A 15621-nucleotide genomic window follows, 5' to 3' on the forward strand; every position below is an offset into this window, starting at 1 on the left:
AACATTGCCAAAGCATTTGAAAAAGTGATCATTCATTATCGTAAATAACGAGGGCGTGTTGACCTTGCAAGATGGAAAATGGTTCGACTTAGGGAGGATTTAATCGCAGCGCGAGATAATAAGCGAAACAATTCGTTCAAAATATCTTTTTTAGTCCATAAGTTAAACCGCCTCCATATGGCACTCCATGCACCAAAGTAAGAAGTCAGATCTCGCCATGGAATATCTGTGCACAGATTATAATGCTTTCAAGCGTTTTTCTATGATCAAACTGATTATAAATTAGACCACTTAAGCACATTACTTTTGATAAGATATCCATGACGCCTGTGAACATTAATCTTGGTATTAAGATTAGGTGTATCGTTTTCTAGCGAGTTCAATTATGCCTTTCTTTCATGCTATTTATTTTCATACCTCAAAGTTCAGCGCGCTCTAGTATAAATAGCTCGACTCAATAGGGTGTATTAACCGAATTTACTGCCAACTCACACGTAAATCTAGTGCTTCCCCTATACTCGAAGAACAAGGACCAAAAACGGCATAGTCGCCAATAATTCTCATAAATTTAGCCTGACGGCTCCTTGGCAGCGTTGATAAATCGAGTATAGTATTAAGGCCATAAGGTTGCCCCTCTTCGACAAATTCATCTACGACAAGCTCATTAACCTCATCGCCATAAATTCCATTATCGTTGAGGTCAATCCAGACTTTCCATGAGGTAGATCGCTCTGTTACTTCAGTATCTCCTTGAATATTAATGATAGTATTGCTGGGATCTATTAGCTCTATAGGCATTTGGGTATAGTCCCATGCTGTTGAACTATAATTAATGTTGTTATCACCAATTAAAACATGAGTGATATGCTTATCGACGCGAGCTGAGTTTATTGAACAATACTCATCTGTTACCTGAATAAGCCGTTCAAAGGTATCCTGATCATCGGATTGATCAGTTACTGTCAACTTAACTGGGTAGCTTCCAGATTCTGCGAAGATATGCTCGGGGCTTGCTTCTGTTGAAGTTTGGCCGTCTCCAAAATCCCATAACCATTGAACTACTTGACTCGTTGAGCGGCTATCATCGGTAAACTGAGTGCGTAATTTAATTTTCTCTGCATTAAAATAGCTAAGCACGCCTTGGTCAAAAAGTTTTATTTTTACCACCTTAAAAGCTTCAACAACATCTTCTTCAGATAAGCCAGCTACACCTGCTTGCTGTTTAATACATTCAGCAGCTTCAGTTAGTGTGGTCAACGCACTCCAACAGACCTTCGCTGAATTTAAATACACTTTATAGGTAGCCTCTATTCCCCATTGATTTGATAGTAAATAAAATGGGTAGGTGATCATACCAATGCGTAAATAGAAATTATCACCAGCCTCTTCATAATCAAGAAAGCTATCAATTGCACCATTTTCAGTTTTTATCTGATCGAGATGACGAATAAAGCCGCCATTCTCTTGGCCGTGAATCCAATTATCTGAATGTCCCGTAAACTCGTATTTTGCCATTACACCTGAGATATCGCCAAAGGCTTCATGCAAGGTACGAGCATCAGTACTAATTTCATGATCGAATCGATTTAAATCAGATATTCTATTTAAAACTCCATGGCCTACTTCGTGCGCAATGATGTCAAGTGAAGCCATAGAGTAAAATAATGGATACGCATCACCAAAGTTGGCATATGCGCCATCCCAAAAGGCGCTTTGTTCATATTGTTGACCATAGTGGACACGGATTCTAATTTTGTCCTCCAGTGGCGGCTCCCCTAGGTATTTAACAAAGCTATTGTAAACTAGTGTGCCGTAAAACATGGCGTCATTTAGCGTTGAATACGTCCAAACCCCAGTCTCATCAGAAATCATATCTTCGGAATGTGTTGGCTGCGTACCACATAAAAAGGAATAAGGAGGGAAGGCATTCTCATTAATATCGTTAGGGAGTTCGTTACGATTATAACTCTCCCCAACTTCATCCTTAGTATTATTCATATGCGTAATACTAACTAAACCATTATCAAAAATACATAATCCACCTTGCTCTTCTGTGCGTTGAATTGAAATTTTCTTGCGACCAACGCCATAATCCCAAGTGTGAACTTTATTTCCACCAGGCCCCGATAATTCAGCATTACCGATGAAATCATGAAAGGGAATAAGGGTACCTTTCGTGGCCTGTCCAATGGTGTTTACCGGCAAAAGAAGTAACGCATTGGTATTTTCAGGTATACTTGTATCCTCTGGAATATTAAGATCGTAAACCGATTTTTTCATAGTTTTTAACCAAGCATCACCCTGTTTATTTCCTTGCTCATCTACCCAATAAGCCCATACAGACTCAACTCTAGCGGGGTCACTATCAATAACTTCAGGCGCGACAATAGTTACGCTGCCAGATAGTTTGCCAATAGAACTATCTTGATCACGAAAAAACGCATGTAATATTTGATTTGTTGGTACTTCAGTAACAGAGTTTAGCGGTTCTTCAATTGGCGGTAGTTTTATCTCAGGAGAGCCAGAGCTGCCGCCCCCACACGAAACGAGGAATAAAGTAATAAATATAGAGGTGAATTGTTTAAATCGAATAAGATTTAATTGGATGAGATTTGTCGGCAATAAAAGTGATTTAAAAAAAGTCATTGGCTATCCTTAGTCGATGGGCATATAAAAAGACATTATAAATCAATGAAATATGAGTTGACTTTAGCTTTTTATCATTAAGTTTACACTCTAGAACAAATACGCTATTTTTTCAATTTATTAGGCTAAATTATAGACTGTAGTGTGTAAGTAACTTGAGGTTTCAATTAGCCTGTTTTTCATCCAAAGTTCAGGTTAAATAACCCCATTAGTTAAATAACCCCATTAGTTAAAGAACAATCTAACTAATGTGGCTAGACATCGAGTTAAGAGCGTGCAGTATCGCAGATATTCTTCCAAATATTTGTTCAACTAGTCAACGTTCGCTATCGCAGATTCAATACGGCTTTCGCAAAGAGTTGTTCCGGGCAAAATTGCACAATACTCGCCAGCTTGCTCAAGTCCGATACGTTGAGTATTACGTGCAGTAATACGCGCTGCTAGTTGCTCGATTTCAAGCGGCTCTTCAGATACCGCTTTAAACGCACTCAACCTCTCTATCTCGTCATAAACTAAATCTTGATAGCTTCTGAGCCTTGCGGACAGCGCAATATAGCGCTCAGATATTGCAGCTTGACCAGCATAGGCTAAGTCATAATGGCCAGAATCCTCGTAACTTTCGACTTCATACTTTAAAATATTTAAATGTTCGTCTTTAAGATCATCAACATAGTTACCACCATCAAATAAATAGCTAAACAAATTATCGGCATACGTTATACAAGGAGTTAGATTATCGGTTTTACAATGCATAGTGCCATTTTTACTTAGCCCTGCTAGTTCTGGCGTCATACCACCATCGGTGTTCACCTGAATAGTATATACAGCATCTTTGGTAGCTTCTTGAAATACTTTAGTTTTAGTAAAAGTCTTACTAAAAAAAAGAAACTTCACTTTGATTTTAGTCTGAAACCATTCGTATTTAGCGCGATCTTTAAAATGGAGTTTGGCTGTTACATAGATACGCGAGCCGAGTTTGATATTGTGGATAAAGCTGTCACCACAGCGGCTTCTTACTTGATTTGGATCTGTATTTAGTAGCCCTTGAATAGCCATTTTAGTCGTTCTATTTTCAAAGTTATAACTTCCTTTTTCATAGGTTAATTCTACTGCCGAGGCGGCAGAATTTCTATTTTTTGTTACTTTCCTGCGCATGGAAAATTTGGCTGAACCTCCAAAAATAACCAAGTTGATACCAGCCTTTACGCTGCCTGTGATGGTATTGATCATGGTATCTGAGTCAAAGTCGCCACGATAAGCCAAATCGCCCATACTACCGCCTTGAAATTGCCACTGACCATCGAGGCATGGTTCAAGCGGTATGCCTAATTTCTGCTCAAACCCGTGTCCAAGCTGTTCTTGTTCGGTATTTAAAGAGTAATAGGTATGTCCATTTGCGTAAAAGCTTAACAGGCCACAGAGCACTATTAATATGGTTATTAAGTGCATACATAAATTCCTGTAAATGGTTTGCAGAGGCAAAGGGCGAGGAAGCAATAACTCAATATTCGATTGTTTATTACTTACCACGTCCCAATTTTACTAATTGAATCTTAGCATTTTTTATTACTCGCTAATTTTCAAAAGCAGCTCCATAGGTTGGAAGGGCTGATTTACATGGTAGCCATGCCATCACACCCACAGCGGGGTCATTAGCATCAACGAATGATGGTGCCCAACCTAATTGCCTAAACCCAAGCGATACATGGTTTTCTTCAATACCAAAGTTCGCGGTTGCCTCTCGAGCATTTTCGCATTTGAAATATTGGCTCATGTTATCCGCTGGTATATTCAGATCAGCAAGCGTGTAGCTTTGTATGCAGCCGACACCGCTACCACCACAGGTGTTGAGGTAATCATTCCATGCATCTGAACATGCTGCCCCGTAAGGGTTATCGCGACAAACTCGGGCATATTGCTCATAAATCCAAGCGTTATTGTAAGCGGCTTCCTGCACACTTTCTGCTTTTTGACGCTGTACATCAGTCATCCAGCTAGCGTATTGTGCAAGCACACCACGAGCACGGTGCTCATGATTAACCGACTTTTTGAATTGATCTTCAAGCCATAAAGTACGGTAGGTAGTTTCAAAGCGAATATCTTTATTACCGGAGTCTAAGCGACGTAAATCCTGTGAACTGATCTCGTAAGGAGTTGCTTTGTAACGCACAACATTATAATCAGAGAGTGCATTAAACTGATTGCCAAAGTCGTTCTTCGCATAGTTCACCGCTTGCTCAAATAAGGTAAAGCAAGGCTCATAGTTATCAAGTGAACAAGTGATAATATTGTTAGGAATTATACTTAGCAGCTGCTTAGGATCCCCCCCTTTTTGCAATGCTCTGACGGTGATACGCACACTTTTCTTAAGATCTTCGTCAATATAATTAAGCTTACCATCGACGCTAATACCAATATTTCCTGCGCCATAGCTAACGCCTAAATAACCGCCAATTTCACTTTTGTGCTGCTCACTTAAGTACTCAATTTTCATGTTAATAAGTAACTGAGCACCGTATTCAATCTCACTAATAAAGGCATCACCAGCCATGCTCATTAGTTTACTTTGATACTCATTTGCTAGCGTATTACCTGAAGGTGTCAATGTATAACCAATATTGGCATCTGTTGGCATAAGAACACGTTTTTTGGGTGTCAACGATGCTTGGAAGGTATAAGTATTCGAAAACTCAGTAGAGGACATTTCCTTGGCTAAATGACCACCCGCTTTAATACGAATAACAGGAAAGCCAACATCTACATCAACATTACCATTTAGCTGACGAAGAACTGCGTCGTAGCTGCCATTATTTACTAACTCAAATTGCACACGAGTATTACCAAGGGTTTCAATGGTTTCACCTGCGACAGTTTGAACATTCAAAAAGCGTTTTTGATCGCTGTTATAGGCTGTACCCAACACAATGTGATCGTTCACCAATCCAGGTATTTCACTTTGGAAGGTATTCACATTGAGTGCTTTTTGCATTAGCTGTGCTTCATTCACAAAATTTGAATCTGCGAATGCGAAAGGTGTAGTGCAGGCAATAAGTGCCGCGATAGTCTGTTTGTATAAGTTCATGTTGCCACCTATTACTTCACGTAAAGGAGGTAATCTTCTACCTCTCCGGAATCTACTTCTTTACATGCATCATTGCTGCCACCCAAGTAATCCATGGTAACGCGCATTTTCGTCATGCCCTTTTTTGCACCTGTTGGTGGGGTAATTTCGACCTGAGTTGCTTGCTCAGAAACACCAGCAAACAAGGTTTCTTTTGTATCGTTGAAATCACCGTCTTGGTTCCAATCAATAAACACATGCCAAGTTTCAGGGTATGCTTCTGCACTACTAAATCCTGGGGTTAATGTTAACTGGTAGCTTTTATCTGCATATATTTTCGCGGTATCGCCAACATAGTTACTGTAAAAGGTGTTGCTGCTGGTGTTCTCAATATTGGAAAACTTCACCGATTGGATGAATTCGTAGGTTCGCTCACGAGACTTTGTCGTACAATAGTTTGGCATTGTAGGGGTGACCATAACAGCACTGATCCGATAGTCAGACGGGATCTGAAAACAAGAGGTAGTTGGTAATTTACCCGCAAACCAGTTCTTAGGATTCGCATTATCTTCGTCACCAAAGGTGAGGTATTTAGCATCTCCCCTAAGGGTATTATTTTCGTATAACATCACTTTTTTAAGATCCGCTATTTTCTCATCGTTTGGAATGGGGGTTGTGGGGTCGAAAATATTATCAGAGACCTCAACCAATAATCCTGAATAGCACTTTTCCAACCATTGAAAGCGACCTAACGCTTGCTGTGGTGTGAGTAAATCTCGAGATTCAAATAAAGTCGTATTCGCTTGTACTGATGGCACTATTATGGCAGCAAACGAGGTAATTAATGTGCTGGTTAGCATGACTTTTAACATAGTCTTATTCCTTATAATTCTAGCCATTTACGGTCATATTGATGAACGCGGCCACGAGTCTGTAGCTCTCTATCACGGCAATAATTACCTATTGGATTACGCTTACAAAAATCAACGGCGTCCGCCAAAATAAAAGAGTTAAAGAGTGAATTATCGCGAATGGTTTCTAATGCAGTTCGATGTGAGTTATTCAACTCACTGGCGTAGTAATTGAGTACGTTATCCGCACGACGATTATCGAGAATTGCCTGCACCCAATCATCACTCATGTTTTTGAGCGCCAATTTAGTCAAGATGCTTTTAGCTGGGTACACATCATCAGGTACTAAAGGAGATAGACTTGGCCCTGAATCGGTGTAACTTTGTGTCAATACTCTACCGACGTTATATTTATCCAAGGTATCAAACTGAGCAACGTAGTTGGTTTTGATGTAATCGATGCTGTTTTTAAAAACATCAAAGCATGGTGTCGGGTTTTCCATCGTACAGTTGACGAGTTGATTTGGGATCACCTTCAAAAGCTCTATCGGGTCGCCACCAAACTGTAATGCTGAAACCGTAATTTTGATATTACGTTTCACGTCTTCGTCTACTTTTTGCAATTTACCACTGACATTGACTTTACCAGCCCAATCGACACCAAGCTGTCCCCCCCATTTTACTTTGTCTTCGTCATTTTTATATTGGAACTTGAGGTTGATCATCACTTGAGATCCATATTCAATCGCTGACACGAACTCATTACCAATATTATTGAATTTGTCTCCTGGATTAGCATTGGCCAAATCAAGCGCGGCTTGTGTAGGTTTAAACCCTGTTTGAGGATCTGCAACTAACAGCCGTTTTTTTGGCTTTAAGGAGAGAAATAGTGTGTAAGTACCGGTGTAGTTATCTGCAGTATTTTGTTTTGCGTAGCTTGCGCCAACCCCCACTTTTATTACGGGAACATCAAGGGCCGCTCCTAAGTTACCATCAAGCATACTCGATAGTTGGCTATAACTCATGTCAACACCGACAACAAAATCCATTTCAGTATTACCATAGGTTTCATCTACTTGACCAAGTACACTTTGCAGTGCATAAAAACCTTCTTTTTCACTGTGGTAAGCGGTACCTAGCGTGACTGAATCTAAGTCAGAGTTACTTGCTTGAGTAGCAAAGTTAAAATTGCCTATTTGCTCAGCTGCGGTTGAAAAACTACAGGCAAAAAAAACCGCTACCCCCATGGCACGTGCCAATGGAGAATATGTAAATTTCATATTTAATTCCTTACAGAGAAGTATGGCCTTTCGAATAGAAAGGCCTAGTGGCCTGATTAATCCAAACTGTTGATATAGTCAGTTTTCCACTTTTCAGGAAGGCGTTGAAGAATCTCTTCTTCTGACATGCGAATATTCTGATCTTTGTAGTTCAATTCGTCTTGAGTAGCCAAATCCCCTACCGCCATGCCGTTTGCAAACATTGCAAAATTACGAGACTCAGCGAATTTCGAATTTTCTGTAGGCGCCAGTTTCAAATTGTAGATTTTGTCTTTGTACTTCTCTTTTGTTACATTAGTAACAAGCACGGAACCTGTTTCCGTAAGAATACGATCACCTATTTGCAGTTCTTTCGCCCAAATAAGACCTTTATTAGAGGTAGAAATTGGGTGGGTTTCAGTTGTTAAGATATCAGAGCCATCAGCGCCTTTTATGCGATACATCTTAATCGCTTCAATTCCTACTGACACATCAACAACTTGCATAGGTTCTTTAACTTGAGTATTCGAAGCTAGTGCACCTAACACCAAATCGCCTTTCGCAATATCTTCAATAGCGCGTTGCTTGCCATCGGCCATAGTGATCATTGTGCCGGTTGCTAAACAACTGTAACCAAGCTTCATCATAGGCAACACTTCACTATAAAAGTTACCAAAACGCGCTGATGTCTCTGACGTTAACGATACTTGGAATGCATTCGCGCCACCACGTCCCTTTTTAAAGTACGGATAACCTTTAACAGCAAATGTCATATACCAGTTTGCTTGGGCGATATTCGAGAAAAGTTTGGCATTGCCAAAACGACCTTCTGAACGCGGGATGTTCCAGCGGATGATCGACTCTTGGTTTGCACTATCAACTTCAAATTCTAAATAGTCAGAAAATTGTTTAACTGCATTTTCGAGTCCTTTGTAGCTTTGCTTTGTCGCGCCACCATAGATACCTTCTTGTAAATAGATATTTGTTGGCTCATCTATACCGTTTGGTAAATCACCTATAGTTGGATAAATATCAGTGATCTCGTGAGGAATGCGTAATTCACCGTTGAATGGGATGTTTACATCCGTAATCTCGTTAGGATCTCCAATTTGATCTGCTGCGTAGTCACAGTCTGCATGACTACGGTTTAGACAGATTTTAATAACAGCATCATTGTTTTTATCGATAGGTGCAGTTGCATTGTATTTTGGACGTGTGTCCAATGATGAACTGATCCCAACGTTAAGTGCAGATACTGGAGCGTCGCCCTTTGCAGCTGGTGAAGCAGAGCCATAAAGTGCTTCAAAATGCTCCCATGAGAAGGGGTATTCAGTATACTTCATCGTTGTACTGATGGTGCCATCTTCTTGCTCAAGTTCCACATATGAACTGGCATAAATGGTATCTAAATTTGGGAAGTTTGCCTTCAATGATTTCAGTGAAATAGTCGAAGTTGCAAGCGTGTCTTTGCCATACAACACATTAAATGTAGAGCCCAAAGGAGCAAGCTGATTGCCGTTTGCATCTTCTAATAATAAGTCGATGTAAGTCGCTTTTGTACCGCCAAAACGTGAGCTTTTTGCACGTACAATAATATATGGCTCATTTGTATCTGATGAAATGGCTAAGTTCATATCCAAGAAGAAATGCGCTTCTTTGATGATATCGACTTCAGCTTCACTAACCGGTGGCACTTCAGACGTTGTCATGTTCATTTTTGCTGATAAATGCTGTCCTTTAGCTACATCTAGCGTTTTATGTAGTTGCGGATAATCACTCTCAATACGATTTGCTTTTATCAATCGTGACTTTGCCAATTGATAGTGCTGTGGATTTGACATATCTAGCTTGCGGATCCCAAATTGATCCGGCTGTGTTACCGCTGTGCCCTTCGTTGCTGCAGGCCCAGACTTCTGTTTTGACGCGGTGGTAACTTGTTGTTCATTAATATAGTTGCTAGCAGCTACCGCGTTACTGATTGCTAAAGCGATTGCAAGCGGCATGAGCACCTTTTTATTTAGTTTTTTCATGTTATTTTCCTTAATTTTTATAGATTTCGACAAGGTAGTCTTCAATTTCTCCGCTCCCCGAGGTTGCGGCACTGCTATAGTCAGAGCAAGGATTAATACTATTTACTCTACTAAATCCGTAATACTGCAAAATTCTCATACGAGTCGTCGTGATAGGCTGTGACAACTTATTGCTTAAAATGCTAAATTCCCCTTCAACATAACCTTTACCGTAGTCTTGGTTAGTCTGATCGAAGTCCATTATTAAAAGCTCTGATTTGTCGTTTCTCCAGTCACCATTACCAAATTGGCCATCACTATTTAAATCAATCCAGACATGGTAATTCTCAGCGAATGTTTCACTGCCTGCATAACCGGCTTCAATACGATAGGTATTACTCTGTGTGGCATATAGTTTGATTGGATTATTCGGGTTAACAACGCCAGATTGCTGCGCATTGCTAAACGGACCATCTTGATTGAAAGTCACTTTACTAATGTGTTCATAGTCGGTGAGATCCACCGCCGTGCAATATTCAACAGATTGTGCTGATTTAAGCTCTAGCAGCATATTTTTGGTGCCAGTAACTCGGCTACTCCAATATTTCAACAAAGGTTTGTCGTAACTAATAGTTAAGCTAGCGGTATAGGTTCCAGCGACTTGATATGTATGCTCTGTGTCTTGGCCAAAATTACTGTTTTGTGTAAGTGTTGTGCCGTCTCCAAAATCCCAAACTAGAGTAACATCGGGATCCCAAGCTGCATTTTCAGGTTTTGTGGTAGTGTTATTAAAGCTTACCTTAAACGTACCATCTGCTTGTTCGTTTACCGTATAGCTCACTTCAGGAGTAAAATTGCTCTCGCCAATTTTTACCGTTTCACTGGCCGATTGCGTACCATCGACATGTTCAATTGTGAGTGTAATAGTGTACTCACCATCGGCTTGGTAAGTGTGCTGAGTATCTCTAACCGAAGAGTTATCGCCATCACCAAATTGCCACTGTATCGTACTGTTTTGGGGCATAATACTTTGATCTGTATTTACAGAAATAGTGTTACCAGATCTTCGTGGTATAAATTTTGCTGTGATTGTCGTATCAAACTGAACTTGTTTGTTCCAACTTCCTATCTCTTTGCTGAATCTATCATACGCTTTTAGTTCTACCTCATAGTTTCCAGACTGCGCATATCTATAAACAGGAGATTTTTCGCTACTAGTGGTGCCGTCGCCAAATTTCCACTGCCAACGCTTAACACGCGCATCTACCGTGCTGTTATCAAAACTCATTTGATTAACGCCTTGGTTAGCGGTAATTCTCAAATCAGCAGGGTCATTGTTTTCGATTAGTTTAACGGTGTAATCTTCAACTTCACCCCAAGACATATCCCCACACGCTGATTTCACTAAACCAAATGACACCATAGTACGAATGCGGTAAGTTTGGTTTAACTCGCCACTCAATGATATCTCGCCAGTCAATTGCGTCTTAGTGCTTCCATAGAGCACGAGCTCTTCAGTCTTGTGGAATAAACCATCATTGTCTTTGTCTAACCAGACATAAAAGTTCTTTGTTTTGTCTTGAGTATCTGGATGTGGTGCTGCGGTTAGCGTTACATTGAGTGCTTTACCGTCCTCCACGTCGACGATATTATATGAGTAGTCACTGTAATTGCTTGAAGTAGAGTCATTTTTGTAGTTATTTAACGAAACTGACGATAAGTAATACTTACTATGATTAATGCCTTGCGCTAGACAATAGTCGTCAAAAACGTCAATAGGCAACATGAAAGTATCTGATTGACCAGAAGGGTCGATAGCCGTAAGTTCAATGTTGTATTCGCCTGCAATAGCAAAGTTATGTTTAGGCTCAAAGACGCTACTTTGCAAACTGCCATCACCAAAATTCCACTGCCATTGCCAGCCCTCGCTGTTGGCAGCCGTAACTTGCTGACCATCTTTACGGGTCAAATTTTTAAAATCAAAGACCAAAAATTGGCGGTCATAACCAAGTTCGCTTTCGAGCCCATGGTCAACTTTCAGGCCAATACCTACTTGCGCAAACGCCTTACGTACATGGTTTTGTAATTCAATGGTTTGCCATTGGCTACCATCTTGCTTTTTAATCCCATCTTGAGTCAACTGATCACGTACCGTGTGGGTTTGTCGCATTACACAATCTGCGCCAGTAAGATAATTACTATTGCTGGTCCAGCAGTTTTTATTTGCGTTAGCAAACAGGATAAAGGAATATTTTGTATTCCAAGGTGAGGATTCATTATCTAAATCAGTTGTAGTGAGGTAGTAAAAAGCTTTGTTAAATACCCCTGCGCCATGATGAGAAGTTACTGAGTCATCATAGTCATCAACATGATCAATTGAATTTCCATCGAGTGTAGGTGTTTTGAAATAACGCAGTGCATCATCGAGGCGAAATGTTTCGTGATTGCTTTTCCAATCATTGGTTCCCAAGTAAAAATATTTAGCTGCTTCACCCGCCATATCAGAAAACGCTTCATTAATAGCACGAGCCTGTCCTGTCAGCATTGACTTTGGCGTATTTGAGCCAAATTCCTCAGTAAAACCATGAGCGATTTCATGCGCAACTACATCTAAGGAAACCATAGGATAGAAGAGGTAGTCACCATCACCAAAATATACCTCGCCGTTTTCGTAAAATGCCTGATCCATATTAAGACCATAATGGACATTTTGAGTTATCTTTTTATTAAAGTAAGGCTTATGCCCAAGGTAAGCTTCAAACATTAAATTCGCTGTTTGTCCATGATGATGGGCATCATTCAAGGCAGAGCGAGCACCGTGATATTCTTTATAATTGTTACGAGTTGAATCTGAGCAGTTGTAGCTATAAGGGTTATTAACTTGCGCTGTGCCGTGATTATAGTTTCTAGTCTCAACGTTTTTTGCATCGAATAAACAGGTGGTTTGCTGATTGTCAGTTTCCATTGCAACAACAAAAGTCTTTGGTGGATAAGAAACATAATCTACTTGCTTATAATCTGGACGTGAAACCTTGTCATTGCCTGATGGGCCGCTTCCTCCCTCATAAACGATCCGCTGTAATACATCGGATTGGCTGATGAGTTCATTTGTCGTTAAGTCTATAAAAGAGATAATTCTTTGTGGTTTAAAGGGCCCTGACTCGAAATCGGTGAAAAAGGCAATTTTAGCAGCGTGCCTTGCTTTTCCTTGAGTATCTATATAAATGACTTCCTCTGCTGATTTACGTCTATACACTCTGGGGCGTTCATTATTAAACTGAGAAATTATTGAATCTAGAGCTACGCTTAGCTGTTCTTCTGACGCGGGAGTTAGAGTTGATATATCTTTAGCAACATTAACAATGAGATCGCCATAAACTTGTTCAACTACACCACTCTCGTCAGTCAGTACAACAAGGTCTTGATTCCAAATAGGAATATTTTGGTACTTTTGGGTAATTGTATGGCTTTGCTTGGTTTGACTAATTTGGCTTTGGTGAAATGTAAGCGTGTGACCTGAGTATTGCGCTGCAAATACTTTTAGCGCGAGTAGATAGTTTTGATCTGAAGCATTACTAAATATGGATTGTTTTTTTTGTAAAGAAGGCGCAATTTTTTGCGTGTCGTTGAATAAAGATACACGTTCTGTTGCATGGCAATGCGTACTTATCGCTAATGCTAAAACGCAAAGAGACTTTAATCCTTTCATATTAACTCCATAAGTATTTGAAGATACCTTTCCACTTGAACGCAATGACTCAATAATTAAAACAGTCGAGTGAATAAGTGCTGTTAAGAATAAAACCCTAGCCCAGCAACCAATTTAAAACAAGTGAATAACATAAAATAAATAAAAACTTAACATAAAATTCACAAATAAAATTAGAGATTAATTTCATTTTTTTTGTTCTGTTTATTTAACCTATTATTATTGTTGAATAAATCTAAATTTTTTGAGAACTAATAAAGATGTGAAAAGGTCTGTACGATGCGAAGCACAGTCATCATTTTGTAATTTACAGTGAATTTGAAAACGGAAGCGTTAGCTAGCCATTTTTGTATTGGGATCATTGACGCAATATTGAGGAAGTAAAATGAGTAATAAACGTCTTTCTAGATTGGATGATTGTAAAATAATTACTCTGGTAAAAAGACTAGAGCCATTTAATCTTTCAGGATTAAGGTTTACTTAACCCAGACGAAACCCTTCAGGCGGCATATATTTGGCATTTATACTATTTTATCGCCTATTTATGGGGAATAACCACATGCAGCTTTACCTAAAAATCAACATACGGTTTATCTTTGTAATACATAACAACCCATATAAGTAAGCACAGCAAAGGCATACCTTCGTAGCTATTTCTCTATATTGCTTAATTCGATCAAATGCATTGCCAACCAAGTGCCTATATTTTTACGTACACCAGTCAATCTTTTCATTACCGACCAAGCTGTTACACTTACGTGGAATAAAAGGTGTAGCGCTGTTATTACAAACGAACGCTCTCAGTTTTTCACTATCGTAGCCTTTATACCAACCTGCATAAATCTTTGATCAATTTAACGAATTAAATTGCACTATAACGTCGTTAAAAATTTTTTATTTACGACTGCATGGATGCAGGAGGTAGAGCAATGCAGGGAGCAATTGCCGAGAACAACTAGATACAAAAATTTTTGCCTAGTTCTAGCGTAATTTTCTTAACGTTAAATAGACCCCATATATAAGCAGATTGGTATTGCACTGTTTACTGGGAAATTAGCTACGAGTGACTCTGCATGGAAGGTGTCTGCGTATTTACACAGGATAATTCATAGTAAACAGGTAACTCTCTGCTATCTACTGCAAGGTGAATTTTTGTAGACCCACCTCGACTTTTCCGATTGATTCATTCTCTGCGATTCTTACACCGCAATTAAACTGCTGAGCCATGGCAATACTGCCATAAATAAAGACCTAATCCATACCAGTATCGCGAGATAATATGCGAAACAATTCGTTCAAAATATCTTTTTTAGACCATAAGCTAAACCGACTCCATATGGCACTCCATGCACTAAAATAAGAAGTCAGATCTCGCCATAGAATACCTGTGCACATATTATATAATTTGCTTTCAAGCGTTTTTCTATGATCAAGCTGATTATAAATTCGACCGCTTAAGCACATTACTTTTGATAAGATATTCCATGACGCCTATAAACATTAATCTTGGTATGAGGATTCGGTGTATCGTTTTTTAGCGAGTTCAATTATGCCTTTCCTTCACGCTATTTATTTTTCATACCGCAAAAATCAACATACCCTAATATAAATAATTGTTTGGCGCTGTTTATTACCTATTATTAAGTATAAACTATTTACAACAGGTTTTAGGAAACGCTTAAAATATGAAAAAAATAGTATACGCAGGTCTTTTTACATTCTTGGTAAGCGTAATAAGCTTTACGGCACGTGCGGAATCAACCGTCGGTTATTTTGGCTTTGAGCCAGATATAATCACTAATTATATAGGTGCATCAAGTAAAAAAATGGGCTATGTGCGTGTCACTGTCGATTTAATGCTTAATGATACTTCAGATATTGCCGTAGTCGAACACCACACACCATTACTGCGTGACGCTTTAGTAGAGATTTTATCTAAAGAGCCAGAAGAAAAAGTAAAATCCCTCACTGGTCGTGAAGAAATACGCGCAAAGTGTGTAGAGAAACTTAAGAGCCTTTTAAAAGAAGAAACAGGACAAGAGATCATCCGTGAAGTCTTGTTCACTAAATATTTATATCATTAGTG

10 protein-coding genes are annotated in these 15621 nt (G+C 39.4%); 1 reads left to right on the forward strand and 9 read right to left on the reverse strand.

The window, feature by feature from the left end; all coding sequences use genetic code 11:
* Positions 1 to 35: 35 nt before the first annotated feature.
* From NRL14_RS21095 to NRL14_RS21100, 9 genes are all read right to left on the reverse strand, one after another.
* The gene (locus tag NRL14_RS21095; protein WP_083829645.1) at positions 36 to 236 is read right to left on the reverse strand and encodes a transposase; all 201 of its coding nucleotides are present in this window, start codon (positions 234 to 236) and stop codon (positions 36 to 38) included.
* Positions 237 to 477: 241 nt separating this feature from the next.
* Positions 478 to 2646 carry a PKD domain-containing protein gene (locus tag NRL14_RS17470; protein WP_306725234.1) on the reverse strand — a complete coding sequence of 723 codons (2169 nt, stop codon included), beginning with the start codon at positions 2644 to 2646 and terminating at the stop codon, positions 478 to 480.
* Positions 2647 to 2958: 312 nt separating this feature from the next.
* The gene (locus NRL14_RS17475; RefSeq protein ID WP_306725235.1) at positions 2959 to 4095 is read right to left on the reverse strand and encodes a hypothetical protein; all 1137 of its coding nucleotides are present in this window, start codon (positions 4093 to 4095) and stop codon (positions 2959 to 2961) included.
* A gap of 124 nt (positions 4096 to 4219) precedes the next feature.
* The gene (locus NRL14_RS17480; protein WP_008134907.1) at positions 4220 to 5728 is read right to left on the reverse strand and encodes a hypothetical protein; all 1509 of its coding nucleotides are present in this window, start codon (positions 5726 to 5728) and stop codon (positions 4220 to 4222) included.
* Between the two features lie 11 nt (positions 5729 to 5739).
* A complete protein-coding gene (locus tag NRL14_RS17485; RefSeq protein ID WP_033040099.1) occupies positions 5740 to 6579 on the reverse strand; it encodes a GEVED domain-containing protein in 840 nt (279 codons plus the stop codon).
* 11 nt (positions 6580 to 6590) lie between these two features.
* A complete protein-coding gene (locus NRL14_RS17490; RefSeq protein ID WP_033030905.1) occupies positions 6591 to 7838 on the reverse strand; it encodes a hypothetical protein in 1248 nt (415 codons plus the stop codon).
* A 56-nt stretch (positions 7839 to 7894) separates the two neighbouring features.
* Positions 7895 to 9847, reverse strand: coding sequence for a Hint domain-containing protein (locus NRL14_RS17495; protein ID WP_306725236.1), 1953 nt, complete (start codon positions 9845 to 9847; stop codon positions 7895 to 7897).
* Between the two features lie 10 nt (positions 9848 to 9857).
* A complete protein-coding gene (locus NRL14_RS17500; protein ID WP_306725237.1) occupies positions 9858 to 13535 on the reverse strand; it encodes a PKD domain-containing protein in 3678 nt (1225 codons plus the stop codon).
* A gap of 1251 nt (positions 13536 to 14786) precedes the next feature.
* Positions 14787 to 14999 (reverse strand): transposase, encoded by a 213-nt coding sequence (locus tag NRL14_RS21100; RefSeq protein WP_373462541.1) that lies wholly within the window; start codon positions 14997 to 14999, stop codon positions 14787 to 14789.
* Positions 15000 to 15220: 221 nt separating this feature from the next.
* Between NRL14_RS21100 and NRL14_RS17505 the strand changes: the two genes are divergently transcribed.
* Positions 15221 to 15619, forward strand: coding sequence for a flagellar basal body-associated protein FliL (locus NRL14_RS17505; protein ID WP_007378947.1), 399 nt, complete (start codon positions 15221 to 15223; stop codon positions 15617 to 15619).
* Positions 15620 to 15621: the final 2 nt, after the last annotated feature.

Origin of the sequence: Pseudoalteromonas sp. 20-92 (assembly GCF_030847595.1) — a bacterium.
GTDB classification, from domain to species: domain Bacteria; phylum Pseudomonadota; class Gammaproteobacteria; order Enterobacterales; family Alteromonadaceae; genus Pseudoalteromonas; species Pseudoalteromonas fuliginea.

Coding starts and splice junctions, on each gene's coding strand:
- NRL14_RS17470 (WP_306725234.1), bottom strand. CDS start 2,646: ATGACTTTTTTTAAATCACTTTTATTGCCGACAAATCTCATCCAATTA.
- NRL14_RS17475 (WP_306725235.1), bottom strand. CDS start 4,095: ATGCACTTAATAACCATATTAATAGTGCTCTGTGGCCTGTTAAGCTTT.
- NRL14_RS17480 (WP_008134907.1), bottom strand. CDS start 5,728: ATGAACTTATACAAACAGACTATCGCGGCACTTATTGCCTGCACTACA.
- NRL14_RS17485 (WP_033040099.1), bottom strand. CDS start 6,579: ATGTTAAAAGTCATGCTAACCAGCACATTAATTACCTCGTTTGCTGCC.
- NRL14_RS17490 (WP_033030905.1), bottom strand. CDS start 7,838: ATGAAATTTACATATTCTCCATTGGCACGTGCCATGGGGGTAGCGGTT.
- NRL14_RS17495 (WP_306725236.1), bottom strand. CDS start 9,847: ATGAAAAAACTAAATAAAAAGGTGCTCATGCCGCTTGCAATCGCTTTA.
- NRL14_RS17500 (WP_306725237.1), bottom strand. CDS start 13,535: ATGAAAGGATTAAAGTCTCTTTGCGTTTTAGCATTAGCGATAAGTACG.
- NRL14_RS21100 (WP_373462541.1), bottom strand. CDS start 14,999: ATGTGCTTAAGCGGTCGAATTTATAATCAGCTTGATCATAGAAAAACG.
- NRL14_RS17505 (WP_007378947.1), top strand. CDS start 15,221: ATGAAAAAAATAGTATACGCAGGTCTTTTTACATTCTTGGTAAGCGTA.